Source organism: Erwinia psidii, from assembly GCF_003846135.1.
Taxonomy (GTDB): Bacteria; Pseudomonadota; Gammaproteobacteria; order Enterobacterales; family Enterobacteriaceae; genus Erwinia; species Erwinia psidii.
This window is the reverse complement of sequence record NZ_RHHM01000002.1, coordinates 71,435-97,621: the sequence shown is the minus strand read 5'-3', so window position 1 is coordinate 97,621 and position 26,187 is coordinate 71,435. Positions and strand designations below refer to the sequence as shown.

Here is a 26,187-nt window from a genome sequence, read left to right as displayed (position 1 = left end):
CCTTTGGTTATTTATTCCCTGCTAAACATGACCGTTATTTCAGTTGAGGTTGCCGGTGGATGCGCCGTTTTGGCGTTTGCCAGAGACGGCACGGTGCCGTACAGGAGCGTTGATCTGCGGGAAAGACGTTGTGGTGTCACCGAATCGAACAGGATGAGCAGCTGACATTGACAAATCCTTGTCATTAAATTGATTAAATTTAGATAGTTATTTTTCTGGTTGCTGTGCGCCGTTTTGCCGATTAACGATAACTTGCAAAAAAACAGGGTAATTTATGTGGTTTAACGCCGGACGCGAGACATACTAAGTTACCTTTTTTACCCGATCAATACGAAATTCATTATTTTTGCGATTTATCTTATTGTGTTAATTGAATAAATTATTTTTGTAAATGAAATACTTTCCTGCCGGGCGCTCTGATAAATCTGAGCGCCCGGCAGGTTGCCATTATGGCGGATAGCTCACCGGCACGGTGGGCGGAATAATATGCTGCCTGATACGTTGCAGGGTGAGGTGATAGGGGCACAGGGTGCCTGCGGTCGTTTGCTGGCAGCCGGGAAAGTGGAATTCTGTTACCAGTGGCGGCTGACGCTCACTGAGCGGCGTCAGACGCCGGAGCTGATCGAGGCTCTGCGCCTGAAAATAGATGCGGATAAAATGTTGCTGCCGATCGTTGCGCCAGCGTTCGAAAACCAGGCTACCGCCGGGCGGAATATTGCCCGGTGGATACAACCCCTGTTGCCAGTGAAAACCAAGCAGGGTGCGCAACCAGGCAATATTAATATCGTGCGCGACATATAACAGCCAGCGCACGTCAGGTGGGGCATTTTGCCGCAGGGTGAGGCCCTGCTGTAGCGCTTTGGCGATCTGATCCATCAGCACGGACGCGCCGCGTTGCGCCGGGCCTGGTAAATCGTTGCTGTCATCATATTTGACGCTCAGTAACGGCAGTAGTCTGGCAACGTCTTCTGCCGAACGGACATGGCCAAACGCAACCTGAGAGAGCGGTTGGTTTTCGCTGTATTCCAGCCGGATAGTTTCCGCCATCGCTGCCAGCGTATCCAGCCCCTGGATGCCAATGGTGCCATTTGACCAGACCATCAGCTGCCACGGCTGGCTAAACGCCGGGCAGGGCTTTTCTGGCTGGCACACTGCCTGCTTCAGCGCGGCGATCTGCGGCTGTAGCCGTTGCTGTTGCTTTGCCGGAGAGCCGCCCGCAGCCTGAATGGCCTGCTGGCGGTTGATCTCTGCTGCGTCTGGCGTGGCTTTCCCTTCCGGGTACTGGAAAAGCGGGTCGGCTTGCCCTTCGGCATGGATGGTCACCTCACAGCCCGGAAAAGCAGCGTCGGCCAGGGCTTTTGCCGTTGCTCTGGTGCGCTGTAGCGGGCTGGCGCGAATGTAGACATCGCCACTGCCCGGACAGCCCTGTTTTAGCAAATCAAGCTGGCGGTAGCGCTGGCTTTCATAGCGGCTTTTCAGCCAGGCGGCGGTGTAGCCGTGCCCGGTCAGCTCACCGTCGGCGGTCAGCCAGTCTGCCCAACGACGTCCTGAGCCGGACTCGATCATCTGACGGTTATCAGGGGAGGGCGGCCGGACACCGTGACGGCTGACCTCCACCACTTTTTCAAGGGTGTAATGTTGCGCGTACGCCAGCTGGCCGGAGAGGGCCAGGATCAGTAGCAGTAAACCTTTGCTAAATTCACGCATGGGTACCCTTTGCGCCGTTTTAGCTGGCGCACTGCGAAATAAGAGAGTGTCCAGCATGCCCTGGTGCGCTTCGCGGCGCAAAGAAAAGCCCATCAGAATGCCTTATTCAACGTTATGCGATGCAGCAGCCGGAGGTGTGCGTAACGGTAAAAGTGAACGTGTCAGTGGGGGCTTGATGTTGGTGCATAAGAGCTGCAGGCTGACAATGATGGTGTTGTGACTGCCGGAAAAAAATGAGGGATTGCCTGTGCCTGTGAGGCATCAGGTGGACTGGCTGGGTCGTTGTCTGAGAGCGGCGGGGGATGTCCTGCGACACACCCCGCTGACAGAAAAACGAGCGACACGGGATGTCGCTCCTGATTAGCTCGCCAGATCAACGGTAACGGGATATCTGTTACCCAGCGCTGGTGCGAGCGTTTCAGTTTTACCTGAAGGGAAATTACAGTTTAGCGGCGTTTTCAGACAGGTATTTTGCCACGCCATCCGGCGACGCGCCCATACCTTCTTTGCCTTTTTCCCACTGTGCCGGGCACACTTCACCGTGTTTTTCGTGGAATTGCAGCGCATCAACCATACGCAGCATTTCGTCAATGTTACGGCCCAGCGGCAGATCGTTAACCACCTGATGGCGAACCACACCGGCCTGATCAACCAGGAATGAACCGCGCAGGGCAACGCCCGCTTCCGGGTGTTCGATGCCCCATGACTTCTGGATCTCACGCTTGATATCAGCAACCATAGCGTATTTCACTTCGCCAATGCCGCCTTTATCAATAGGGGTTTTACGCCATGCGTTGTGAACGAATTCTGAGTCGAAAGAAACGCCCACCACTTCCACACCGCGCTTCTGGAATTCTTCATAACGCTTGTCGAAAGCAATCAGTTCTGAAGGACAGACGAAAGTGAAGTCCATTGGCCAAAAGAACACAACGGTGGCTTTACCAGCGGTGTGTTTTTTAAAGTTGAAGTTTTCAACGATTTCACCATTGCCCAGCACGGCTGCGGCGGTAAAATCAGGGGCTTGACGGGTTACCAGGACCATATTCACTCCTGTAATAGTAGTTAGATAAAAAAACAAGAACCTGAGTATACGGGTGATGTTGATACCTGAACCAGCCTGCGTTGCCGATTGTTCAGATAGGTTACATCTATGAAAGCGCAGCAAAACCGACAGCAGCACTGATGTTATTAGCCTTACCCGGTTGATGGCAATAACAAAACGGGCTGTAGCTTTTATAGCTGTCGGCGGACGGCCTGTTTCATCATGGTGGGATAGAACTGCCAGAAAATTTCACTTAAGTTCTGATAGTTATCGGTGAAATCCTGATGTGATTCTGTCAACGCGGCCAGCCGTGGACGGCGGCTGGCAATGCCGCTGAATACCTTTTTCAGCCAGTCCACATCGGCGTATTTTTCCATCCAGCGTTCGGTCCATAAGTGTTCATTAAGCGTTCTGAAGCGCGGCGGGGTGGTGTGCAATTCGCGGTGGATCACAGAATGGCAATCTGCCAGAAAAACTGGCAAGGATATTTCCGGCTGGATGGTATTCCACTGTAAAGCGAGGAAATGATCCCAGATAATGTCCAGCGCAATAGGGGCAACACGCCAGGTTTGCCCACGAAATAACGCCCGTGCCGCCCGTACTTCTGGCAGTGAATCCGTCATCGCATCAATGCGGCGGTGCAGTTGAATGCCTTGTGCAATCTGCTCCGGCCACATGCCGTGGGGATTGCCGCGAACGTAGTCAGCCATCAGGTTACCCGTCAGAGAGCTGCCAGCCAGCGTGGCGAGATGTAAGTGAGCGAGAAAATTCATAATGGGAAGTATATCGGTTTACTCCGTTGCCAGCACATCCGGTCAGGGTAAATTTATGCCTCTCGCCATGCACAGGCTGATATTCGGCACCGTCGGTGATGAGGTGGTTCAGATATGAGCGGTTTTCAGCTAGAATACGCGCCCTGATTTCCCTGACAGTGAATGACCATGCGCGTTGCTGATTTTTCTTTTGAGTTACCCGAATCTTTGATTGCCCACTATCCACAGGCCCAGCGTAGCGGATGTCGCTTGCTCTCCCTGAACGGTGCGGATGGTGAGCTGACGCATGGCGTGTTCACGGATCTGCTGGATTTTCTCACTCCGGGTGATTTGCTGGTGTTTAATAATACGCGGGTGATCCCGGCACGCGTGTTTGGCCGCAAAGTCAGCGGCGGCAAAATTGAAGTACTGGTCGAACGTGTGCTTGACGATTGCCGGGTGCTGGCGCATGTGCGGGCATCGAAAGCGCCTAAGCCCGGATCGGAGCTGCTGCTTGGCGACGATGAGAGCGTAAAGGCCACGATGGTCGCCCGCCACGATGCGCTGTTTGAGCTGCGTTTTGACGATCAACGTGCGGTGCTGGATATCCTCAATGCGGTGGGCCATATGCCGTTGCCCCCTTATATTGACAGGCCTGATGAAGCCTCTGACCGTGAACTCTATCAGACGGTTTACAGCCAGCGCCCCGGCGCGGTGGCGGCCCCTACCGCCGGCCTGCATTTTGACCAGCCGCTGCTGGACGCGCTGCGTGATAAAGGGATTGAAACCGCTTTTGTCACCCTGCACGTGGGCGCGGGCACCTTCCAGCCGGTGCGGGTGGACAGCATTGAAGACCACATTATGCATGCTGAATACGCTGAGGTGCCGCAGGATGTGGTGGAGGCGGTGCTGGCGTGTAAAGCGCGCGGTAATCGTGTGGTCGCGGTGGGAACGACCTCCGTCCGTTCGCTGGAAAGCGCCGCCCAGGCTGCCGGTGAGGCGTTGATTGCACCGTTCTTCGGTGACACCAAAATTTTTATCTATCCCGGCTACCGGTATCAGGTGATCGATGCGCTGGTGACTAATTTTCACCTGCCGGAATCGACGCTGATTATGCTGGTATCGGCGTTTGCCGGTTACCGTAATACGATGCGGGCTTACCGGCAGGCGGTCGCCGAACGCTACCGTTTCTTCAGCTACGGCGACGCAATGTTTATCACCCGCAATCCTGACGCGGTGAATGAGCCGGTGGGCACATCGCTTTCTGCCCGTCATGAGTAAATGACAGAAACGGTCAGCGTATTGCCATAACAAAGCATAAACCGTTCCGTGTTGATCGACGCGGGTCTCGCAGGCTGGCTTGTGTAGCGACTGACATGGTTGTTAGAATGCGCCACATTTTATCAATCATCAGACTGTTTCTCTGGTGGAGGCAATGTGAAGTTTGAATTAGATACTACCGACGGGCGCGCACGCCGTGGTCGTCTGGTCTTTGAGCGTGGCGTGGTGGAAACCCCGGCCTTTATGCCCGTGGGCACTTACGGCACGGTCAAAGGCATGACGCCAGAAGAAGTGCAGGAGACCGGCGCACAGATTATTCTTGGCAACACTTTTCATCTGTGGCTGCGTCCCGGCCAGGAAATCATGAAATTGCATGGCGATCTGCATGACTTTATGCAGTGGAAGGGGCCGATTCTGACCGATTCCGGCGGGTTCCAGGTGTTCAGCCTCGGCGATATCCGTAAGATCACCGAAGCTGGCGTACATTTTCGTAATCCGATCAACGGCGATGCGATTTTTCTCGACCCGGAAAAATCAATGGAGATCCAGTTCGATCTCGGTTCCGATATTGTGATGATCTTTGACGAATGTACGCCCTATCCGGCGGACTGGGATTATGCCAAACGCTCAATGGAAATGTCATTGCGCTGGGCACAGCGTAGCCGCGATCGTTTCGATGCGCTGGGTAATAAAAATGCGCTGTTCGGCATTATCCAGGGCGGTGTTTACGAAGATTTGCGCGATGTCTCGGTAAAAGGACTGGTAGAGATTGGTTTCGATGGTTACGCTGTGGGCGGGCTGGCAGTCGGGGAGCCAAAAGAAGATATGCACCGTATTCTGGAGCATGTCTGTCCGCAGATCCCGCAGGACAAACCACGCTATCTGATGGGCGTTGGTAAGCCGGAAGATCTGGTTGAGGGGGTTCGGCGCGGAATTGACATGTTCGATTGTGTAATGCCAACCCGCAATGCGCGTAACGGCCATCTGTTTGTCACTGACGGCGTGGTGAAAATCCGTAACGCCAGGTATAAAGATGACACGTCCCCGCTCGATGCTGACTGTGATTGCTACACCTGTCGCCATTACAGCCGTGCCTACCTGCATCATCTGGATCGCTGCAACGAAATACTGGGCGCGCGTCTGAATACTATCCACAATCTGCGCTATTACCAGCGTCTGATGGCGGCTTTGCGCCAGGCCATCGAAGCGGGTAGATTAGAGCACTTTGTTAGCGAATTCTATGACCGGACGGGGAAGGCGGTTCCGCCGCTAAACGTCTGATAATTAAACAATGAGGGAAAATTAATGAGCTTGTTCATTTCTGACGCAGTGGCGGCCGCGGGAGCACCGGCACAGTCAAGCCCATATTCACTGGTCATTATGCTGGTGGTGTTTGGCCTGATTTTTTATTTTATGATCCTGCGTCCACAGCAAAAGCGTGCAAAAGATCACAAAAAGCTGATGGATTCCATCTCCAAAGGCGATGAAGTGTTAACCACCGGCGGTCTGGTTGGTCGGGTGACCAAAGTCGCGGAAACCGGTTACGTGGCTATCGCGCTGAATGAAACCACGGAAGTGGTGGTAAAACGTGATTTCGTGGCTGCCGTTCTGCCGAAAGGTACAATGAAGGCGCTGTAATTTTCTGTTTTCCCTAAGGGAACTGCCGTGTTAAACCGTTATCCTTTGTGGAAGTACATCATGCTGATGGTCGTCCTGGTCGTCGGCCTGTTGTATGCACTTCCTAACCTCTATGGTGAGGATCCGGCCGTTCAGGTCACTGGCGCGCGTGGAAGCGCCGTCAGTGAGCAGACGCTGGGCCACATCCAGGAAGCATTAAAACAAGAAAACATTCAGAGCAAATCTATCGCGCTGGAAAATGGTGCCATTCTGGCGCGTTTTGCCAACGGCGATGTGCAATTGCGCGCCCGTGATGCCCTGACCAGGGTGCTGGGGGAAAATTTTGTTGTTGCGCTGAACCTCGCGCCCGCGACGCCTGCCTGGTTGGCCATGTTGTCCGCAGAGCCGATGAAACTGGGTCTCGATCTGCGTGGCGGTGTTCACTTCCTGATGGAAGTGGATATGGATACCGCACTGGGCAAGCTTCAGGAGCAGAATATTGACAGCCTCAGAAGCGATCTGCGTGACAAAAATATTCCTTACACCAACGTGCGCAAAACGGATAACTACGGTCTGGAAATTCGCTTTCGCGACGGCCAGGCGCGTGACGATGCGTCGGCCTGGCTGACGTCGCGTCACCGTGAACTGGTCATCAGCAGCAGTGGCAGCAATCTTTTGCGTGCCGTCATGAGCGATGACCGTCTGAGTGAAGCCCGTGAATACGCGGTGCAGCAAAATATTAATATTCTGCGTAATCGTGTTAACCAGCTGGGTGTGGCGGAACCTCTGGTGCAGCGTCAGGGATCTGACCGCATTGTGGTTGAGCTGCCGGGCATTCAGGATACGGCGCGGGCGAAGGAGATCCTGGGGGCGACGGCAACGCTTGAATTCCGTCTGGTGAATACCTCTGTGGATACTACCGCCGCGGTTAATGGCCGTGTGCCTGGCGACTCGGAAGTGAAAAACACCCGTGATGGTCAGCCTGTGGTGCTGTACAAGCGGGTGATCCTCACCGGCGATCATATTACGGATTCCACTTCGAGCCAGGATGAGTACAACCAGGCGCAGGTCAACATCTCGCTGGACAGCGCTGGCGGTAATATCATGTCCAACTTCACCAAGGACAATATCGGTAAGCCAATGGCAACCCTGTTTGTGGAGTACAAAGACAGCGGTAAGAAAGATGCCAATGGCCGGGCGATTCTGGCGAAGCAGGAAGAGGTGATTAACGTGGCCAATATCCAGTCCCGACTGGGTAACAGCTTCCGTATTACCGGTATCAGCAATCCAACCGAAGCACGTCAGCTGTCTCTGCTGCTGCGTGCCGGTGCGCTTATTGCGCCGATCCAGATTGTTGAGGAGCGTACCATTGGTCCAACCATGGGCCAGCAGAACATCACTCAGGGTCTGGAAGCCTGCCTGTGGGGGCTTATCGCCTCGATTCTGTTTATGGTGGTTTACTATCGTAAGTTTGGGGTCATTGCCACGACGGCGCTGGTGGCTAACCTGGTGCTGATTGTTGGCATTATGTCTCTGTTACCGGGGGCGACGCTGACCATGCCTGGTATTGCCGGTATCGTGCTGACGCTGGCGGTGGCTGTCGATGCTAACGTACTGATTAACGAACGTATCAAGGAAGAGCTGAAGAACGGACGTTCTGTTCAACAGGCGATTCATGAAGGGTACAACGGTGCGTTTTCCAGTATTGTCGATGCCAACGTCACCACGCTTATCACGGCGGTGATCCTCTACGCCGTTGGAACCGGCTCCATTAAAGGTTTCGCCATCACCACGGCTATTGGTGTGGCAACATCGATGTTTACCGCCATTGTCGGTACACGCGCCATCGTCAATCTGTTGTACGGCGGCAAACGCGTCAACAAGCTGTCTATCTGAGGGGTGCGTTGTGGCACAGGACTATAGCGTTGAACAACTGAACTACGGGCGCAAAGTCTATGACTTTATGCGCTGGGATAAAGTGGCCTTTACCCTCTCGGGGCTGTTGCTGATTGCCTCGTTTGTAATAATGGGCATGAAAGGGTTTAACTGGGGTCTGGATTTCACCGGCGGTACGGTGATTGAAATTACCCTGGAGAAACCCGCCGAGCTGGAAAACCTGCGCGCTGCGTTGCAGAAATCCGGCTTTGTCGACCCACAAATCCAGAACTTCGGCAGCAGCCGGGATGTGCTGGTGCGTCTGTCGCCTCACGAGGGCGATGCAGGCCAGGAACTGGGCAATAAGGTGGTTTCCACCATTAACCAGGTCAGCCAGCAAAATGCCACCGTGAAGCGTATTGAGTTTGTCGGGCCCAGCGTGGGCAGCGATCTGGCTCAGACCGGCAGTATGGCGTTGCTGGCAGCGCTGATTGCTATTCTGATTTACGTTGGTTTCCGCTTTGAATGGCGACTGGCGTTAGGCGCGGTGTTGGCACTGGCGCACGACGTGATTATCACCATGGGCGTTCTGTCTCTGTTCCATATAGAGATTGATTTGACCATTATCGCGTCGCTGATGTCGGTCATCGGTTACTCCCTGAACGACAGTATTGTGGTTTCGGACCGTATTCGTGAGAATTTCCGCAAGATCCGCCGCGGTACGCCTTACGAAATCTTCAACGTCTCACTGACGCAGACGTTGAGCCGTACCATCATGACGTCTGCCACCACGCTGGTGGTGGTGTTGATGCTGTTTATCTTCGGCGGGGCGTTGCTGAAAGGTTTCTCATTAACGATGCTGATTGGTGTATCGATTGGGACCATCTCATCTATCTACGTCGCTTCTGCGCTGGCGCTGAAGCTGGGGATGAAACGCGAACATCTGTTGCAGCAGAAGGTTGAAAAAGAAGGGGCCGATCAGCCCTCGATTTTGCCTTAGGTTGACCTCTGAAGGGCCGCGAATGCGGCCCTTTTTTTATCCGTCAGATTTCCTCAGTCTGGCCCCCGGTGGGCACCCCCTGGTTACTTTTGAAGCTTCCCTTTTCCACTGCGTCAACGGCGATATGATGGTCGGCGGCGTATTTTGCTATCGCGTCTGCGGTGAACTTACCGGATTCCGCGTGGGAAACATGTGGCTGCGACTGAGCCCGGTAGTAAGTGACCCTGGGTAAGGTGCCGGAACTCATTGATTGAGTCATGTATTTTGCCATGGGAATTCTCTCTTCAGGATGCGTCGTTAACCAAGGTGTTGACTTCCATTAAGGCGGCGGTAAAAAACAGCTGTAGCTGTTGTTGTGACGCAGTGCCAATATCCTGGGAGATATTGCCCATATCGCCTTTAAGGAAGTTGATGGTATTGTCCAGCCCGCTCAGTTTATCGACGGCGGTGCTGAAGTTGGCGGAAAGTGATTTGATTTGCGTCGAAAATCCCTGCTGGCTCTGGATCTGTTGCTGGATCTGGTTAACCTGGCCCTGAAGGTCGTTAACCTTGTTTTGCGCCTGGTTCAGCTCGACCGCCATGGCGATAAGTCCAGGCACGCCAAGAATACCCAGTGCCAGCCAGTAATATTTCTGTTTGTTCAGTGCGTCCAGCTCCTGAGTAGCGCCAGACAGGTTGGATTGCAGTCCGGCGATGTCGTTTTGCAGTGAGACATCGATCTGTTGCAGCGCGAGGTTGTTCTGAGTGACTTTGTTATTAGCGGCGTTGGCGGCTGTCAGTGCCTGACTGGCCGGTTGTGCCGCCTGCGAAACTTCTTCCTGCAACTGTGAAATAGCCGCACGGAGTTGTTCCGGTGTTTCAGTGTTAAGTGTTGCCAGCTGCTGATTTAACTGCGTTTGTAACGTCTGGCCTGTTGTCAGCACCTGTTTTTGCATTCCCTGCAACGTCGGCAGAAGATCATTCAACATCGCTGAGGTGTTCTGCTGAATTTCAACCGCTTGTGCTGGCAACCCGCTGAAGCCGTTAAGGGTGTTTTTCAACTGTTCAATATTAATAATAGCCTGTGACAACATGCCATTTTCCACGGGACGATCTCCGTAAGGGAAGGGGGAGAGAGGCGGGTGAAGAAACCCGCCTCTGGCTGCAACATCAGGCCGCAGTAGCCAGCTGATTAATAAAGCTGGCCAGCGTGACATTTTGCGGTACGCTCATGGGGCTGACGCCTGCCATCTGACCTTTGATAATGTTCACGTCGGTAATGATGGTTTTCACCGTGGTGTCCGCGGCCGTCAGCCACAGTTGGCGAATAGCGTCACCGCTGGTAATACCTTTATTCAGATCGAGGATCAGGCTGCCCAAATCGCTGGTGAGTGAGTCCCAGGCATTGGCCATCTGAGTGGCCGCATTCACCGCGTTTTGCGCCTGATTTTGCAGCCCTTTATAGCCATTGCCAATCTGGGTGGCGGTCAGCACTTCACTCTTCAGCGAGCTGCGTTTCTGATAAAGATCTTCACGGGCATTCAGTGAGTTGTGCAGCACAATCGATCCGGCGGTAATACCCGCTGCACCGGCGACCACCATTGCCACTCCGCCAATAACAACCGGCGTTGAGGTTCCGGCGGTAACAAAGTCTGCGACGGCACCAATGGCGGTAACGAATGCGCCGCCAATGACCAGTAGGCCCCCCACCACAATACCGGCGATAGCCCCATCGATAGCCGAGTTAATACTGTCAATATCGCTGTTCAGCTGTTCCAGCACGCCATTATCGCCGTTTACCTGGGTGTTGAGGTCAACGACGATTTTCTGGAAACTGCGCGAATCGATGACCAGATCACCGTTAAGTTTCACCAGCATCCCTTTGGTGCTGACTGACAGCCCCTGATATTCCGTTGCCTGATCTCTCATCATACTGAGGGTGCTTAACCACTGCTCTTTGGTTGAGCCAACCGGTAAAGTGGCGGGTACCGCATTCTGTAGAGCAAAATAGTTTGAGATATTGCTGATATTGGTGATGATTTGCGGCTGGATGGTGTCCAGATAATTATTCGCATGATCCTTGGCGGTACTCAGCCCATCATTTATTTCAGTCTGGATGTTTGCCAGATTAGGAAACTGACTGAAATCCACCGGGATCTGCTGCCTGACACTATTACAGTAGTTCTGAATTTGCAGTGCCTGTGACGCCTGGCCGGACATGCTTGTATCCATTGAAACATCGGTTGCTGTGGTCATCATAAATACCTGTAAGTGATGGTTAATCAGAAGGCGTCAGGAAGCGTGCCGTTGCCTGCGTAAACAGTTTTGATGCTGTCGATTTGTTGCGAAAGTAATTGCCACTGCAACGTATCTTTTGCCAGTGCGCGTTTAAATTGCCATATATCATCTTCGCTCTTCAGGTTATTTACCTGAGTCACGCAATCCTGATAGGCAGCGGCAATGTCATTCCATATTTTCGGGAAGGTTGCCGCTGCCTGTGCAACGCCAGTGTAATTTTCAACAAATAACTGGTTTTGCGCATTAATCGATTTAGCCACTGCCAGCACGGAATTTGTTTTAGCCAGGGCCTGATACGCTTTGGCCACTTTTTCCGTATTGGCAATTAAATCTTTTGCCGCCTGACTTGAGCCTTGTGTGCCGGACGAAATCGCCGTAATCCCGGAAATCATATATTCCACTGATTCATCGTTGTAAGGCGTTTCAGGTTTATCCGTTCCGCTACCGCTGTTCTCCTGCGGTTTACTTTCCGTTTCGCTGCCGTCTTCACTCTTTTCCGCTTCGGTTGAAGGGTCCTCTTTTTTATCCGCATCTTTTCCAGCATCTTTATCTGGGTTTTTATCAGTGCCGTTATCGGTATTATTATCAACCTGTAAAGAGGTAATAATTCCCTTGGCCAGCAATTTAACCCCATCGCCCGCCTTATTGCCTTCGCTAACGATACTCTGGATGTTAGCGGCAATGGTGGTATTGAGTGTTTTGATGGTGTCGGCCCACTGGACAGCCTCTTTACTCAATGTTTTTTCTGCCAGATCCAGCTGCGCCTGATAGTTTTTCATCAGGGGAGCCAGAGAGCTCCATGCAACCTGGAGCTTGCTGTTCAGTGACTGAGCAATCACACCATAGCTTTGCGCCTGGTCGGAGAGCGACTCCAGCTGTCTGTTGAGCTGGCTGAGTTGGCTTACTATTTCGTCATCACTCTTTGATAAAAAAATAGAGTTAAAGGCATTAACCAGTGCCGAAAAATTAGAACCAAATAACATCATATTGATAATTGCTGGAAGGCTTTGCTGATTAAAATAACCCGCCTGACTGTACATCTGTCGCTGATAGGCGGCAATTTTGGTTGCCAGACCCGCATCCATATTACCAGCGTCGAAAGATTGCTGGGTAAGTAAAAGATTGCCGTAGCTTTGTTGTAATAAAGCCGACGAAGATAAAGACAGGGACTGGGTAAGTAAACCCTGATCGCCTAAATTTAGGGAAACAGAAGTCACCATGATTCACCATGTTTTATGAGGATAAGTTAATTTAAGGCAGCAAATTCTACGCGGTAATAAACCGTGCATAAAAATGCCAGTCAGAATTGCTAATTAAGTAGGTGCAGCGATTAAATAAAAAGTGCCAACGGCGCTATTGTTGCGCTGAGAAATAATCAACTGATAAAAAAAATGGATGCAATGAGACATTATAACTCCCTCAAAAGGAGATAGTGGATAATTAAAGAATGTGCGTCTCTGATACGTTAATGATGTTAATGTTAAATGGTGTGACTGGCAAGGATGTTGCGAGTAAATTTCAATAAAAATGTGATATTGATTGTTTATTGATAAATAATGTTATGATTTTAATCAGTTATTTTTTCGGGGTGTTTTGATGTGCATTAAAGTTTTCTAATGAAAGCTGCGGTGTGATAAAAATTTTTAACGTAACCAGATTTGCAGGCGTCGTTCGAAAATAATATCCGTTCGGCACTGTGAGTGGCCGGATAAGGGGGAGCAGTCCCCCCTTTTCGCCCATGCATGGTAAGCAAAATTTCAGCGCTGGGGACGTGCAACCATAGTAATACCCTGCACGCGAAGATAGCCTGTCTGTTCTGGCGTGGTGTTGCTGAGCAGAAGCGGTATCGCTATCTCGCTTTGCGGTTGCAGTGTGCTGTCAGCACGGACGATCTGACGCTGTTTATTTATCTGAAGTGGTTTACCCGTTGTGGGATCGCATTCACCCCATTCAACCTGAGCGGTAAACGCAGGAAGCGCGGTTGCCGCAACGGATCGGATTTTCAGCGTTGCCTGGCTCCCGCGGTCACTGGCGGTAATCTGACTGAGAGACAGGCGAATCTCACCGACTGCACTGTTTAGCAGGACCGGCGTGTCAGCGGCGGGGAGCAGCCATGCACCTTCAGTGGAATTCGAGTTAAGCATGTTTTGCTGATGCAGTGCGGTGGTCTGCACGGTCAGTTGCTGCATTTCACTCTTTAACTGACCTATCTGATTATGCAGTTTGTCCATGTCAACCTGCTGCGGGGGCGAAGCGCAACCGGCCAGCAGCGCGACAGACAGCAACAGATTTTTTCTTATTCTTACTCTGGTCATTACCAGTCAGCTCCTTGCAAACGATGACAGATAAAGGTAAACGGGTCCCGGCTATACATGAAAAGGCTTCAGGACGGCATATCATAGTGTATTTGTCTGAATTGCTGTAACCCTCTGAAGCAAAAGCACCGTCGTATTTCTCTGTGGGGAGTCATCAAATGGCCAGCCCGTTATTTTGTTAACAGTGACTTCGCGTTACACTGTATACCCATTTCCAGCACTGTCAGGAAACATCATGCATTGCCCGTTCTGTTCCGCTGTGGATACCAAAGTGATCGATTCCCGTCTGGTGGGGGAAGGCACCTCGGTGCGCCGCCGTCGTCAGTGCCTGCTTTGCCATGAACGTTTCACCACCTTTGAAGTGGCAGAACTGGTCATGCCCAGGGTGGTCAAAAGCAACGACATTCGTGAACCCTTTAACGAAGACAAATTATGCAGCGGTATGCTGAAAGCGCTGGAGAAGCGGCCTGTCAATTCGGATGATGTGGAAAATGCCCTCAGTCATATTAAAACGCAGCTCCGCTCCACCGGCGAGCGTGAAGTGACCAGTAAAATGATCGGCAATCTGGTGATGGACGAGCTGAAAAAGCTGGATAAGGTGGCCTATATTCGCTTCGCCTCGGTTTATCGCAGCTTTGAGGATATTCGTGAATTTGGCGAAGAGATCGCCAGATTACAGGACTGAACCATGCAAGATGAAATCTGGATGGCTCGCGCACTCGAACTGGCCCGTCGTGGGCGCTTTACCACCATGCCAAATCCTCAGGTCGGCTGTGTCATTGTTCGTGACGGCAACATGGTCGGGGAAGGCTATCATCTGCGCGCCGGTGAACCTCACGCTGAAATTCATGCGTTGCGCATGGCGGGTGACAGAGCGCAGGGGGCCACAGCCTATGTCACACTGGAGCCTTGCAGCCACCACGGACGCACACCGCCCTGCTGCGAGGCATTAATTGCCGCAGGCATTAGCCGGGTGGTCGCCGCGATGCCAGACCCCAACCCGCAGGTGGCAGGGCGCGGCCTGTACCGTTTGCAACAGGCTGGCATCGATGTCAGTCACGGGCTGATGATGCAGGAAGCCGAGGCGCTGAACCGTGGTTTTCTCAAACGTATGCGCACCGGTTTTCCCTGGCTTCAGCTTAAAATGGCGGCGTCGTTGGACGGGCGCACGGCAATGGCGAGTGGTGAAAGTCAGTGGATCACCTCACCTGAAGCCCGGCGTGATGTTCAGCGACTGAGGGCGCAAAGTTCGGCTATTCTCACCACCAGTGCCACCGTGCTGGCCGACGATCCGTCGTTGACGGTACGCTGGAATGAGTTAAACAGCGACACGCAAATTGCCTGCCCGCGGGAACCTTTGCGTCAGCCGGTGCGGGTGGTGATTGACAGCCATAACCGGGTGACACCACAGCACCGCCTGATTCATCAGCCCGGAGAAACCTGGCTGGCCCGTCAGCAGCCCGATGGACTCCCCTGGCCGGATAATGTGCAGCAACTTGCTCTGCCACAACACAATCAGCGGGCTGATTTAGTCTCGCTGATGCTGCTGCTCGGACAGCGGCAGATCAACAGCGTATGGGTTGAGGCCGGCGCAACGCTGGCGGGCGCGCTGTTGATGACGGGCATGGTCGACGAGTTAATTCTCTACCTGGCCCCTAAGCTGCTTGGCGACGCGGCGCACGGATTGTGCCATCTGCCCGGACTGGAACAGCTGGCGAAAGCCCCTCGGTTTACGTTTAGCGATGTTCGTCAGGTAGGGCCGGACGTGCGCCTTACCCTGACCCCGGAATAACAGCGAAAAAATATCGCCCGGACGTCGGCGTAATCTGGCAGGCAGATCGTTTATAAATGTGATAGAATCCGCCCCCCTGCGGGCCATAACCGAATCCTGAAAGGAAAATTATGAACGTGATTGAAGCTGCTGTTGCCACTCCTGATGCGCGCGTGGCCATTGTTATCGCCCGTTTCAACAACTTTATTAACGACAGTTTGTTGAGCGGTGCCATTGATGCATTAAAGCGCATCGGCCAGGTGAAAGATGAAAATATCACCGTGGTCTGGGTGCCGGGTGCCTATGAAATGCCTGTCACGGCACGTGCTCTGGCAAAAGCGGGTAAACATGATGCGGTTGTGGCGCTGGGAACGGTGATCCGTGGTGGTACGGCACACTTTGAATACGTCGCAGGTGAAGCCAGCTCTGGTCTGGCCAGTGTCGCCATGACCAGCGACATACCGGTTGCATTTGGTGTGCTGACCACGGAAAACATCGAGCAAGCCATTGAACGTGCCGGAACGAAAGCGGGTAATAAAGGGGCGGAAGCTGCTCTTACCGCACTTGAAATGATTAACGTACTGAAAGCTGTTAAAGCCTGATCTTAAGGGGAATGTCGTGAAACCTGCTGCTCGTCGCCGCGCCCGTGAATGTGCTGTCCAGGCGCTTTACTCCTGGCAGTTGTCTAATAACGACATCGCAGATGTCGAATACCAGTTTCTGGCGGAGCAAGATGTCAAAGATGTCGATATCAGCTATTTCCGTGAGCTGCTGAGCGGCGTTGCAACCCACAGCGCGTATCTGGATGGTCTGATGAAGCCTTACCTCTCCCGCCAGTTGGATGAGCTGGGTCAGGTAGAAAAAGCCGTTCTGCGCCTGTCTTTGTATGAGCTGAGCAAGCGTGCCGATGTTCCCTATAAAGTCGCCATTAACGAAGGGATTGAGCTGGCGAAAGTATTTGGTGCTGAAGACAGCCATAAGTTTGTCAATGGCGTACTGGATAAAGCCGCACCGCAAATACGTCCCAACAGAAAGTAATCCTGCCAGGCCGGTTTAACCGGCCTCATTCATTTTCAGACCCGGAATAACGTGTATGGCCTGTGGCGAATTCGAACTGATCTCCCGGTATTTTGACCGTGTGACCAGTTCCCGTCGCGATGTGGAAAAAGGCATCGGCGATGACTGCGCATTACTGAGCTTGCCGGAAAAGCAGACCCTGGCGATCAGTACCGATACGCTGGTGGAAGGTGTCCATTTTCTGCGTGATATCCATCCGGCCGATCTCGGCTACAAAGCGCTGGCGGTTAATCTGAGCGATCTGGCTGCAATGGGAGCCGATCCGGCGTGGCTGACCCTTGCGCTGACGCTACCCGCGGTGGATGAACCCTGGCTGAAGGCGTTCAGTGACAGCCTGTTTGAGCTGCTCGACTATTATAATATGCAGCTGATCGGTGGTGATACCACGCGTGGACCGCTGAGTATGACGCTCGGCATACATGGTCTGGTGCCACAGGGCAGGGCGCTGAAACGTTCCGGTGCCCGTCCTGGCGACTGGATTTATGTCACCGGCACACTGGGAGACAGTGCTGCCGGTCTGGCGTTGTTACAGCACCGCATTAAAATTAACGATCCGTCAGTCCATGAAGCATTGATCAAACGTCACCTGCGTCCGATGCCACGGGTGTTGCAGGGCCAGGCACTGCGCGATCTCGCCAGTTCTGCTATCGATATCTCTGACGGGTTGATTTCAGATATTGGTCATATTCTGTCTGCCAGCGGCTGCGGCGCACGCCTCAACCTTGAGGCGTTGCCTTTGTCAGAGGTGCTAAAGCACTTTGAGCCCGATCGGGCGTTATGCTGGGCGCTGAGCGGTGGTGAAGATTACGAACTCTGCTTTACCGTGCCTGAGATTAACCGGGGCGCACTGGATGTGGCTTTGGGTAACTCTGGTGTGCCCTTTACCTGCGTGGGGCAGATTGCGCCGCAAAGCGAGGGCCTGGTGTTGTTAAAGAATGGCAAACCCGTGGAGAACACGATGCAGGGATTCGATCATTTTGCCGGCAAATAACGATGTGGCGAAACGTCGCCTGAAAATGAGTAATCCCTGGCATTTGCTGGCAACCGGTTTCGGTAGTGGTTTAAGCCCTTATCTGCCCGGCACCGTTGGCTCACTGGCGTCGATTCCGTTCTGGTATCTGATGACAGGGTTGCCGCCGGATGTCTATTCCCTGGTGGTGATGTTCGGCATCTGTATCGGTGTTTATCTTTGCCACCGCACCGCGAAGGATATGGGGGTACACGATCATGGCTGTATTGTCTGGGATGAGTTTATCGGTATGTGGATTACGCTGATGGCGATCCCGGTAAACCGCTGGCAGTGGGTATTAGCGGGATTTGTGATTTTCCGCATTCTGGATATGTGGAAACCCTGGCCAATCCGTTGGTTTGATCGCAACGTTCATGGCGGTATGGGGATCATGGTTGATGATATCGTTGCCGGGATTATTTCCGCCGGCATCCTTTATACCGCCGGCCATTATCTGTTTATTTAGCCCGCACGGGCATGGCGCTGCTGTCCGCGCCATGTCCTCAGCCGGTTATGCGAAGCCAACCACGGGGTGTGGCTGATAAACGCTTTCCAGCTCGGCAATCTCTTCCTCAGTCAGTGTGACCTGCACCGATTTGACCAAATCATCCAGCTGTTCAGCCCGCGATGCGCCAATAACAGGCGCGGTGACGGCTGGCTTAGCCAGTAGCCATGAGAGGGCAACCTGTGCCCGGCTGATACCTTTATCTTCTGCGATGGTTGCCACGCGCTGAGCAATCGCGCTGTCGTTCTCTTCCATATTGTTATAAAGCGTGCGGCCAAACTCGTCGGAGACGGAACGGGCCGTGGTTTCGCCCCACGGACGTGTTAACCGTCCCCGCGCCAGCGGACTCCAGGGCAGCACGGCAATGTTTTCTGCCTGGCAAAGCGGGTGCATTTCGCGCTCCTCTTCACGCTGGATCAGATTGTACTGATCCTGCATGGTGACAAATCGCGTCCAGCCGTAGCGATCGGCTGTGTAGAGGGCTTTGGCAAACTGCCATGCATACATGGAGGATGCACCGATGTAACGGGCCTTGCCGGATTTCACCACGTCATGCAGGGCTTCGAGCGTTTCTTCCAGCGGCGTGTCATAGTCCCAGCGGTGGATCTGAAGTAAATCAACATAGTCCATCCCCAGACGGGTCAGGCTGTCATCAATGGATTGCAGGATAGTGGCGCGTGACAGGCCGCCGGACAGGTTACTCATCGGGAAATAAACTTTGGTGGCCACCACAATCTCATCCCGTCGGGCATACGCTTTCAGCGCCCGGCCAACGATCTCCTCGCTGCTGCCGTCGGAATAACTGTTCGCCGTGTCGAAAAAATTGATCCCGGCAGCCAGCGCCTGTTTGATCAAAGGCCTGCTGCTTTCTTCCGGCAGCGTCCAGGCATGGTTACCGCGCACGGGTTCACCGTAGGTCATGCAACCCAGGCAGAGGCGGGAAACGGTCAGGTCGGTGTTGCCTAATTTGATGGTTTTCATGCAGGCTCCTGCTGGTCGGCCAATTACATATCAGCCGGTTATATGTCCGTTAAGCATAGCAGGTGAAAGGCTCCCCAAACGGGGAGCATGGTGCGGAATTACTGGGCCAGCCAGCGGCTGATTTGTTGCTTTATGCCTTCGGCATCCAGCTGGTAGTCATGGCGAATCTCTCCCTGCGTGCCCTGCGGAATGAACTCATCCGGCAGGCCGATATTCAATACCGGTACACAACGACGTTTTGCCATCAGCAGCTCAATCACCCCACTTCCTGCCCCTCCTTTGATTGTCCCTTCTTCCAGCGTAATCAGGGCGTCATGGCTGGCGGCGAGGGTCAGGATCAGCGTTTCGTCCAGTGGCTTAACAAAGCGCATATCCACCAGCGTCGCGTTCAGCGATTCGGCCGCGCTCGTCGCTTCCGGCAGGAGCGTACCAAAGTTAAGGATCGCCAGCTTTTCCCCCTGGCGTTTCACTACCGCTTTGCCCAGCGGCAACATGGCCAGCGGCGTCAGCTCTGCTCCCGTGCCGGTGCCTCGTGGATAGCGCACCGCACTTGGTCCGTGGTGGTGGTGATAGCCGGTGTATAACATCTGTCGGCATTCGTTTTCATCGCTTGGCGTCATGATAATCATGGTAGGAATACAGCGCAGGAAGGCGATATCAAAGGCGCCCTGATGCGTCTGACCGTCAGCCCCCACGATCCCGCCGCGATCGATGGCGAACAGCACCGGCAGTTTCTGGATCGCCACATCGTGGATCAGCTGATCATAAGCACGTTGCAGAAAGGTGGAATAGATCGCCACAACGGGCTTATAGCCACCGATAGCGAGACCCGCAGCGAAGGTCACCGCATGTTGTTCTGCAATCGCCACGTCGAAATACTGCTGGGGATAATCGCGGGAAAAGCTGACCATGCCAGAACCTTCACGCATCGCTGGCGTGATCGCCATGAGTTTAGGATCGTTTTTGGCGGTTTCGCTCAGCCACTGACCAAAGATTTTCGAATAGCTGGGCAGGCTTTCAGCCGCTTTCGGCAACAGGCCACTGGCGGGATCAAATTTAGGTACGGCATGCCAGCTGATAGGATCCTTTTCTGCCGGTGCGTAGCCTTTGCCCTTGCGGGTCATGATGTGCAGGAACTGTGGGCCTTTCAGTTGGCGCATGTTGCTCAGGGTGTGCACCAGTGACAGTACATCGTGGCCGTCAACCGGTCCGATATAGTTAAAGCCCAGTTCTTCGAACAGCGTACCGGGTGCCACCATGCCTTTCAGGTGTTCTTCTGTGCGTTTGACCAGCTCTTTAATCGGCGGCAGGTTGGTCAGCACTTTTTTCCCACCTTCGCGCAGCCGGGAATAGGTCTTACCGGACAGGATTTGTGCCAGGCGATTATTGAGTGCGCCGACGTTTTCGGAAATCGACATCTCATTGTCGTTAAGTATCACCAGGATGTCCGGCTTAATATCGCCTGCGTGGTTCATCGCCTCAAAGGCCATACCCGCAGTGATTGCGCCGTCACCAATCACGCAGGCGGTGCGACGTCCTTTGTCTTCTTTTTGCGCCGCCACGGCCAGACCCAGACCGGCACTGATTGAGGTGGATGAGTGGCCAACGTTCAGTACGTCATATTCACTTTCATCCCGCCAGGGGAAAGCATGCAGGCCATTTTTTTGACGAATGGTACCAATACGGTCGCGGCGCCCGGTCAGGATTTTATGGGGATAAGCCTGATGGCCCACGTCCCATATCAGATGATCGAAAGGGGTATTGTAAACGTAATGCAGTGCGACAGTCAGCTCCACCACTCCCAACCCGGAAGCAAAATGGCCGCTTGAACGGCTGACGCTGTCGAGTAAATACTGGCGCAACTCGTCACAGAGTTTTGGCAGGCTTTCTTTGGAAAGCGTACGTAATTCTTGTACCGAACTCGCCTGGGCCAGCACCGGATATTTTGTATTATCAAAACTCATCAGAGACTCATTGTGGGCGTTATTTATTACGTTCAATTATGTAACTTGCAAGCAACTGTAATGATGCAGTGTTAAAGGATTGCGAAGCAAGTGTTTCAAGAGCGCTTAATGCTTCCTGGTGCAGATCCTGGGCTTTCGCCCGTGCACCCTCAAGCCCTAACAGCGCCGGATAGGTGCTTTTTCCTAATTGCTGATCGGCTCCCTGTCGCTTGCCGATAACGGCGGTGTCACCCACCACATCGAGAATGTCGTCCTGTACCTGAAAGGCAAGACCGATGGCATCCGCGTAGCGATCCAGCGCAGGCATTGCCTCACCACCACGACTACCGGCTGCCAGCGCCCCTAATCTCACCGCGGCACGGATCAACGCGCCGGTTTTATGGCGATGAATCTGTTCCAGTGCGCTCAGATCCACCTGACGACCTTCTGCTGCCAGGTCCAGCGCCTGGCCGCCACACATGCCAGCGACGCCGCTGGCCTTTGCCAGCTCTGAGATCATCGCAATTCTGTCAGACGCTCCCACGCCAGGCATTGGGGTATCAGCCAGGATGGTAAAGGCCAGCGTCTGCAAGGCGTCTCCAGCGAGAACAGCCGTGTCCTCGCCAAATTTAATATGACAGGTAGGCTGACCGCGACGAAGGCTGTCATCATCCATGGCGGGTAAATCATCGTGAATAAGCGAATAAGCATGGATGCATTCGACCGCCGCGGCAGGCGCATCCAGAGCGCTACTGTCAGCATGGAGCATCTCTCCAGTGGCATAGACCAAAAAGGGACGCAGTCGCTTACCGCCCAACAATGCACCATATTCCATCGCGTTGACCAGAGGAGAACTCTGAAACGGTAGCGGTGCAATAAAATGTTGCAAAGCCTGGTTCACCCGCGCGTGATGCGCGGTAAGGAGATCGCAAAAATCCATCAGTCGTTTTCCGGGGTGAAAGGCTTCAGACAGGCATCTTTGTCATCACTGAGCAGAATTTGCACGCGCTGTTCCGCCTGCTGTAATTTTTGCTGTCCCAGACGGGCAAGCTGCACCCCACGTTCAAATTCACTGAGCGCCTCTTCCAGCGGTAAATCACCACTTTCCAGACGCGATACTATTTGCTCCAGCTGTTGAAGCGAGGTTTCAAAGCTGGCAGGCTGTTCGGCTTTTTTCGGCATAATGGCTATCGGCTCAGTCATTTTTTTTTCACCATGAAACGCTCATGGTAGCTGACTCAAATTGTTTAGCAAAATAATGGTGCCATTTACAGATGAAGAAGCAGTTGCCGCAGAGCTGTGATACACTTGCGTGCCTGATGCACTCTGCCTGTCTGAAGTGTGCATACATACCGGAACTTTGCTGGGTGAACATCCGGGCATAAATACGCCAGGCTGCCTTACTGTCGCCCGTGTTGTCCGACTGCTTGCATTCGACAAGCCGGTTGACCACGACGATTTTACTCTCTGAGTGCCGAATTTTCAGCACTTTATTGCCTTTTGAGCCAGTGTCACCATGAAGTTTATTATCAAGTTATTTCCCGAAATTACCATTAAAAGTCAGTCCGTTCGTCTGCGCTTTATTAAAATTCTCACCACGAATATTCGCAACGTGCTGAAACAGTACGATGATGCGTTAGCCGTGGTACGGCACTGGGACCATATTGAGGTCCGTGCCAAAGACGAAAGTCAGCGCCGCAATATTGTCGATGAGCTGACCCGTATTCCAGGCATTCACCACGTTCTGGCAGTCGAAGACCGTGTTTACACCGATATCCACCATATCTTTGAACAAACGCTTGAGCTGAATCGGGACAGGATTGCAGGGAAAACCTTCTGTGTTCGCGTAAAACGACGTGGCAGTCATGATTTCAGCTCGCAGGATGTCGAGCGCTATGTGGGCGGTGGGCTTAACCAGCATGTTGCCAACGCAAAGGTGAAGCTGAATCATCCTGAGGTGACGGTTAATCTGGAGATTGATGACGAGCGGTTGCTGCTGGTGACCGGACGCTTTGCCGGTATCGGTGGTTTTCCGATTGGGACCCAGGAAGAAGTGTTGTCGCTAATTTCTGGTGGTTTCGATTCCGGGGTGTCCAGCTATATGTTGATCCGCCGTGGCTGCCGCGTACATTACTGTTTCTTTAATCTTGGCGGTGCGGCGCATGAAATTGGCGTGCGTCAGGTAGCTCACTACTTATGGCAGCGTTTTGGCCGTTCGCACAAAGTTCGTTTTGTGGCGGTTAATTTTGAGCCAGTGGTAGGCGAGATCCTTGAAAAAGTGGAAGACGGCCAGATGGGCGTGGTGCTGAAGCGGATGATGGTCCGTGCGGCGTCAACCATCGCTGAACGCTATGGCGTGCAGGCGATAGTCACCGGTGAGGCGCTTGGTCAGGTTTCCAGTCAGACGCTGACCAACCTGCGGCTGATTGACAATGCTTCGGATACGCTGATCCTGCGTCCGCTGATTTCTCATGATAAAGAGCACATCATCAATATTGCACGGGAAATTGGTACAGAAGATTTTGCCCGTACCATGCCGGAATACTGTGGTGTGATCTCCAAAAGCCCAACCGTTAAGGCAGTGAAAGCCAAAATTGAAGCGGAAGAGCAGCATTTCGATTTCGCCATCCTTGAGCGTGTTGTGGCGGAAGCGACCAACGTTGATATCCGCCAGATTGCTGAGGAGACGCAGCAGGAAGTGGTGGAGGTGGAAACCGTGGTTTCTTTCAGTGACAACGACGTGGTGCTGGATATCCGCTCACCCGACGAGCAGGAAGACCGTCCGCTGTCGCTGGACGGCGTTGCGGTAAAATGCCTGCCGTTTTATAAACTCAGCAGCCAGTTTGGCAATCTCGATCAGAGTAGAAGCTGGCTGCTTTACTGCGATCGCGGCGTGATGAGCCGTTTGCAGGCGTTGTATCTGCATGAGCAAGGCTTTACCAACGTTAAAGTTTACCGTCCATAAACCAGAGGGCGGCGCCCGCCGCCCTTTTTTTCCTGCCCTCAACGTCCCTGCCTTAGCCCAGCGTAAGATACCCCATAAGCGCGTTTTGCTGTCCGGTAAGACCGGTATCCAACAGGGTGCGGTGGTGAACGGTGGCAAAACCGTTAGTGTGGCATGAAGATCTTGCCTGGTAGCTTTGAATATATATACTCGTAAAATGAATTTTTATTTATTCTCTTGAGGTTGCCATGTCAGCAGATATACCGGTTAAGGCGCAGTTTGCAGCATACAATGCCCATGATATTGACGCCTTTTTGTCATGTTTCACGGATGATTTCAAAGGATACCGAATGCCTGCTGAATCACCCTCAACGACGGGTAAGGCTTCGTTACGCGCGTTTTACCTCAATCATCGTTTTAATAATCCTGAACTCCGGGCCGAGCTTCTCTCAAGAATTGTTCTGGGAAATAAGGTTTTCGATCACGAGCTTATTTATGGTCTGTCCCCTGAACCGCTGGAAAGTGTTGCGGTCTTTGAAGTGAAAGATAATCTTATTGCCACCGCCTGGTTTTATTTTCCTTAGCGGTCGCCTTATTCCACCCATTCGCGGTAATCAAAAATACCGGCAGCCAGCACCAACTGGCTGGCGACATGGTGGGCTTTCTCTTTTCCTGCCAGCAGATCGATCAGTTTCAGGGCAAAGTCGATGGCTGTCCCCGGCCCCTGGCTGGTGAGCAGATTGACCCGTGGGTCCCATACCACCCGCTTGTCCATCCATTTTGCGTCGGGGATAGTTTCCTTAAGGCCAGGAAATCCGGTCATATTGCCGACGGGAAACAGATCGTGCGGCACCAGTACGGTACCGGCAGCGGCACAGATCGCCGCCACAATACGCCCGGAGAGGTGAAACTGACGAACCGTTTCCACCAGCAGCGGGCTGTCACGGAAGGCTTCAGCACCTTTCAGACCGCCAGGCAGCACAATGGCCGCGAAATCATTATCCGCCACCTCAATCAGTGGTGCGTCGGCCAGCAGCCTCACGCCGCGTGAACAGCAAATCTCCGTACTGCCATCTTCAGTTACGCTGGCGGTAGTGACCGATAAGCCTCCCCGCACCAGCAGATCGATAATGGTGACGGCTTCCATTTCTTCACTGCCAGCGGCCAGGCAAACCAGTACCGATGCGTTCACGCCCATCATTTTGTTCCTTATGCTTAATCAGTTCATAAAGCCGGTTGTTCTCCGGCGTGGTCAGGCCCTGTGCCCGCGCACGACGGATAACATAGCCGGTAATGTAGTCTATTTCGGTGCGTCGTCCGGCGCGAATATCCTGCAACATCGACGAGGTATTGGCGGCGGTGGTATGAATGACATCCATCACGTAGGCCAGTAACGCTTTACGTGACGTATGCTGGCCTTCCCGCTCCATTACGGTGGCAACTTCGTTACACAACAGCGTCACTTCCTGTTGGTGCTCGAGCAGTTCGCCATTGAGGCAGTCATACTTCACCGTCAGTGGATTGATTACGCAGTTTACCGCCAGTTTCTGCCAGGCGGCAGACGCAACGTTATTATGCCATGCCACATCGGGCAGGGCCTGTTGCAGCACTTCTGCCAGCGAACTGAGACTCGCCCCGTCTGGCGAAGCGGGGCCAATGTGGGTGATGCCGCCAGCCACGTGTACAACCAGCGTGCCGTCGCGTCTGGCTGCGTGAGTGGTAATGCCGTGCAGCAGTGGCTGCCTGAGTGATTTCAGTTCTTCCAGCGTGCCCATGCCATTATGCACCAGCAGAACCGGACACGACTCTGGCAGCACCGACTGTATATTTTTCACCGCTTCAGAGACCTGCCAGGCTTTCAGCGTCACCAGCAACAAATTGCTCTGCCTGAGAAATGCTGAATCGTTAGCAATGAAGGTCTTGTTGATGGATGCGCCCTCTGGCGTGATCACATTCACCCGGCACCGGGACTGCGGCACTCGCAGCCAGCCCTGAACCTCATGTCCCTGGGCATCAAGGGCTGCCAGCCAGATTTGCCCTAAAGCACCGCATCCTAAGACGGTAATCTTCATTCATCCTCTCCGCATACCG

At 53.3% G+C, this 26,187-nt stretch carries 29 protein-coding genes; 14 read left to right on the top strand and 15 right to left on the bottom strand.

Features of this window, described 5'->3' with window-relative positions:
- Positions 1 to 39 precede the first annotated feature (39 nt).
- From EB241_RS21735 to EB241_RS03110, 4 genes are all read right to left on the bottom strand, one after another.
- Positions 40 to 168 carry a hypothetical protein gene (locus EB241_RS21735; protein WP_267442995.1) on the bottom strand — a complete coding sequence of 43 codons (129 nt, stop codon included), beginning with the start codon at positions 166 to 168 and terminating at the stop codon, positions 40 to 42.
- Between the two features lie 279 nt (positions 169 to 447).
- A complete protein-coding gene (locus tag EB241_RS03120; RefSeq protein WP_124232021.1) occupies positions 448 to 1,707 on the bottom strand; it encodes a histidine-type phosphatase in 1,260 nt (419 codons plus the stop codon).
- Positions 1,708 to 2,146: 439 nt separating this feature from the next.
- Positions 2,147 to 2,749 carry a peroxiredoxin C gene (locus tag EB241_RS03115; RefSeq protein ID WP_124231763.1) on the bottom strand — a complete coding sequence of 201 codons (603 nt, stop codon included), beginning with the start codon at positions 2,747 to 2,749 and terminating at the stop codon, positions 2,147 to 2,149.
- 191 nt (positions 2,750 to 2,940) lie between these two features.
- Positions 2,941 to 3,522, bottom strand: coding sequence for an ACP phosphodiesterase (locus EB241_RS03110; protein WP_124231762.1), 582 nt, complete (start codon positions 3,520 to 3,522; stop codon positions 2,941 to 2,943).
- Positions 3,523 to 3,690: 168 nt separating this feature from the next.
- Here EB241_RS03110 and queA point away from each other — a divergent pair, with 168 nt between their 5' ends.
- From queA to secF, 5 genes are all read left to right on the top strand, one after another.
- Complete coding sequence (queA, locus tag EB241_RS03105) at positions 3,691 to 4,782, top strand: tRNA preQ1(34) S-adenosylmethionine ribosyltransferase-isomerase QueA (RefSeq protein WP_124231761.1); 1,092 nt, start codon at positions 3,691 to 3,693, stop codon at positions 4,780 to 4,782.
- Between the two features lie 156 nt (positions 4,783 to 4,938).
- Positions 4,939 to 6,063: a tRNA guanosine(34) transglycosylase Tgt gene (gene tgt, locus EB241_RS03100; RefSeq protein ID WP_124231760.1), complete on the top strand. Its 1,125-nt coding sequence runs from the start codon at positions 4,939 to 4,941 to the stop codon at positions 6,061 to 6,063.
- 24 nt (positions 6,064 to 6,087) lie between these two features.
- Positions 6,088 to 6,420, top strand: coding sequence for a preprotein translocase subunit YajC (gene yajC, locus EB241_RS03095; protein WP_124231759.1), 333 nt, complete (start codon positions 6,088 to 6,090; stop codon positions 6,418 to 6,420).
- Between the two features lie 27 nt (positions 6,421 to 6,447).
- Positions 6,448 to 8,295, top strand: coding sequence for a protein translocase subunit SecD (gene secD, locus EB241_RS03090; protein ID WP_124231758.1), 1,848 nt, complete (start codon positions 6,448 to 6,450; stop codon positions 8,293 to 8,295).
- 10 nt (positions 8,296 to 8,305) lie between these two features.
- Positions 8,306 to 9,274, top strand: coding sequence for a protein translocase subunit SecF (gene secF, locus EB241_RS03085; protein WP_124231757.1), 969 nt, complete (start codon positions 8,306 to 8,308; stop codon positions 9,272 to 9,274).
- Positions 9,275 to 9,317: 43 nt separating this feature from the next.
- On the opposite strand, the gene EB241_RS03080 is transcribed toward secF, so the two are convergent.
- The 5 genes from EB241_RS03080 to EB241_RS03060 all read right to left on the bottom strand — a co-directional run bounded on the left by EB241_RS03080 (position 9,318) and on the right by EB241_RS03060 (position 13,866).
- The gene (locus EB241_RS03080; protein ID WP_233592524.1) at positions 9,318 to 9,533 is read right to left on the bottom strand and encodes a hypothetical protein; all 216 of its coding nucleotides are present in this window, start codon (positions 9,531 to 9,533) and stop codon (positions 9,318 to 9,320) included.
- A 25-nt stretch (positions 9,534 to 9,558) separates the two neighbouring features.
- Positions 9,559 to 10,470: a hypothetical protein gene (locus EB241_RS03075; RefSeq protein ID WP_199737297.1), complete on the bottom strand. Its 912-nt coding sequence runs from the start codon at positions 10,468 to 10,470 to the stop codon at positions 9,559 to 9,561.
- On the bottom strand, positions 10,424 to 11,509 hold the full coding sequence (locus EB241_RS03070; RefSeq protein ID WP_124232019.1) for an HBL/NHE enterotoxin family protein: 1,086 nt from the start codon (positions 11,507 to 11,509) through the stop codon (positions 10,424 to 10,426). The genes EB241_RS03075 and EB241_RS03070 overlap by 47 nt, the downstream gene beginning before the upstream one ends.
- Before the next feature lie 26 nt (positions 11,510 to 11,535).
- Positions 11,536 to 12,771: a hypothetical protein gene (locus EB241_RS03065; protein WP_124231755.1), complete on the bottom strand. Its 1,236-nt coding sequence runs from the start codon at positions 12,769 to 12,771 to the stop codon at positions 11,536 to 11,538.
- Positions 12,772 to 13,308: 537 nt separating this feature from the next.
- Positions 13,309 to 13,866 carry a DUF3251 domain-containing protein gene (locus tag EB241_RS03060; protein ID WP_124231754.1) on the bottom strand — a complete coding sequence of 186 codons (558 nt, stop codon included), beginning with the start codon at positions 13,864 to 13,866 and terminating at the stop codon, positions 13,309 to 13,311.
- Between the two features lie 235 nt (positions 13,867 to 14,101).
- Here EB241_RS03060 and nrdR point away from each other — a divergent pair, with 235 nt between their 5' ends.
- The 6 genes from nrdR (at position 14,102) to pgpA (ending at position 18,189) form a co-directional block, all read left to right on the top strand.
- On the top strand, positions 14,102 to 14,551 hold the full coding sequence (gene nrdR, locus EB241_RS03055) for a transcriptional regulator NrdR (RefSeq protein WP_124231753.1): 450 nt from the start codon (positions 14,102 to 14,104) through the stop codon (positions 14,549 to 14,551).
- Positions 14,552 to 14,554: 3 nt separating this feature from the next.
- Complete coding sequence (gene ribD, locus EB241_RS03050) at positions 14,555 to 15,658, top strand: bifunctional diaminohydroxyphosphoribosylaminopyrimidine deaminase/5-amino-6-(5-phosphoribosylamino)uracil reductase RibD (protein WP_124231752.1); 1,104 nt, start codon at positions 14,555 to 14,557, stop codon at positions 15,656 to 15,658.
- 110 nt (positions 15,659 to 15,768) lie between these two features.
- Positions 15,769 to 16,239 carry a 6,7-dimethyl-8-ribityllumazine synthase gene (gene ribH / locus EB241_RS03045; protein ID WP_124231751.1) on the top strand — a complete coding sequence of 157 codons (471 nt, stop codon included), beginning with the start codon at positions 15,769 to 15,771 and terminating at the stop codon, positions 16,237 to 16,239.
- 16 nt (positions 16,240 to 16,255) lie between these two features.
- Complete coding sequence (gene nusB, locus EB241_RS03040) at positions 16,256 to 16,675, top strand: transcription antitermination factor NusB (RefSeq protein ID WP_124231750.1); 420 nt, start codon at positions 16,256 to 16,258, stop codon at positions 16,673 to 16,675.
- 55 nt (positions 16,676 to 16,730) lie between these two features.
- The gene (gene thiL, locus EB241_RS03035) at positions 16,731 to 17,705 is read left to right on the top strand and encodes a thiamine-phosphate kinase (protein ID WP_124231749.1); all 975 of its coding nucleotides are present in this window, start codon (positions 16,731 to 16,733) and stop codon (positions 17,703 to 17,705) included.
- Positions 17,650 to 18,189: a phosphatidylglycerophosphatase A gene (gene pgpA / locus EB241_RS03030; RefSeq protein WP_124231748.1), complete on the top strand. Its 540-nt coding sequence runs from the start codon at positions 17,650 to 17,652 to the stop codon at positions 18,187 to 18,189. Before thiL ends, pgpA begins: the two co-directional genes overlap by 56 nt.
- A 45-nt stretch (positions 18,190 to 18,234) precedes the next feature.
- Here the strand turns inward: pgpA and EB241_RS03025 are convergent, their stop codons facing one another.
- From EB241_RS03025 to xseB, 4 genes are all read right to left on the bottom strand, one after another.
- Complete coding sequence (locus EB241_RS03025; protein ID WP_124231747.1) at positions 18,235 to 19,209, bottom strand: aldo/keto reductase; 975 nt, start codon at positions 19,207 to 19,209, stop codon at positions 18,235 to 18,237.
- A gap of 98 nt (positions 19,210 to 19,307) precedes the next feature.
- Positions 19,308 to 21,173 (bottom strand): 1-deoxy-D-xylulose-5-phosphate synthase, encoded by a 1,866-nt coding sequence (gene dxs / locus EB241_RS03020; RefSeq protein ID WP_124231746.1) that lies wholly within the window; start codon positions 21,171 to 21,173, stop codon positions 19,308 to 19,310.
- Positions 21,174 to 21,192: 19 nt separating this feature from the next.
- Entirely contained in the window at positions 21,193 to 22,092 is a 900-nt protein-coding gene (gene ispA / locus EB241_RS03015; protein ID WP_124231745.1) for a (2E,6E)-farnesyl diphosphate synthase, read from the bottom strand.
- Positions 22,092 to 22,334: an exodeoxyribonuclease VII small subunit gene (gene xseB / locus EB241_RS03010; protein WP_124232018.1), complete on the bottom strand. Its 243-nt coding sequence runs from the start codon at positions 22,332 to 22,334 to the stop codon at positions 22,092 to 22,094. Before xseB ends, ispA begins: the two co-directional genes overlap by 1 nt.
- 334 nt (positions 22,335 to 22,668) lie before the next feature.
- Here xseB and thiI point away from each other — a divergent pair, with 334 nt between their 5' ends.
- From thiI to EB241_RS02995, 3 genes are all read left to right on the top strand, one after another.
- Positions 22,669 to 24,117 (top strand): tRNA uracil 4-sulfurtransferase ThiI, encoded by a 1,449-nt coding sequence (gene thiI / locus EB241_RS03005; RefSeq protein WP_124231744.1) that lies wholly within the window; start codon positions 22,669 to 22,671, stop codon positions 24,115 to 24,117.
- The gene (locus tag EB241_RS03000; RefSeq protein ID WP_124231743.1) at positions 24,077 to 24,274 is read left to right on the top strand and encodes a hypothetical protein; all 198 of its coding nucleotides are present in this window, start codon (positions 24,077 to 24,079) and stop codon (positions 24,272 to 24,274) included. The genes thiI and EB241_RS03000 overlap by 41 nt, the downstream gene beginning before the upstream one ends.
- Positions 24,275 to 24,344: 70 nt before the next feature.
- On the top strand, positions 24,345 to 24,680 hold the full coding sequence (locus tag EB241_RS02995; RefSeq protein WP_124231742.1) for a nuclear transport factor 2 family protein: 336 nt from the start codon (positions 24,345 to 24,347) through the stop codon (positions 24,678 to 24,680).
- Positions 24,681 to 24,688: 8 nt separating this feature from the next.
- On the opposite strand, the gene yajL is transcribed toward EB241_RS02995, so the two are convergent.
- On the bottom strand, positions 24,689 to 25,288 hold the full coding sequence (yajL, locus tag EB241_RS02990) for a protein deglycase YajL (protein ID WP_199737303.1): 600 nt from the start codon (positions 25,286 to 25,288) through the stop codon (positions 24,689 to 24,691).
- Positions 25,248 to 26,168, bottom strand: coding sequence for a 2-dehydropantoate 2-reductase (gene panE, locus EB241_RS02985; protein WP_124231741.1), 921 nt, complete (start codon positions 26,166 to 26,168; stop codon positions 25,248 to 25,250). Before panE ends, yajL begins: the two co-directional genes overlap by 41 nt.
- Between the last annotated feature and the right edge of the window lie 19 nt (positions 26,169 to 26,187).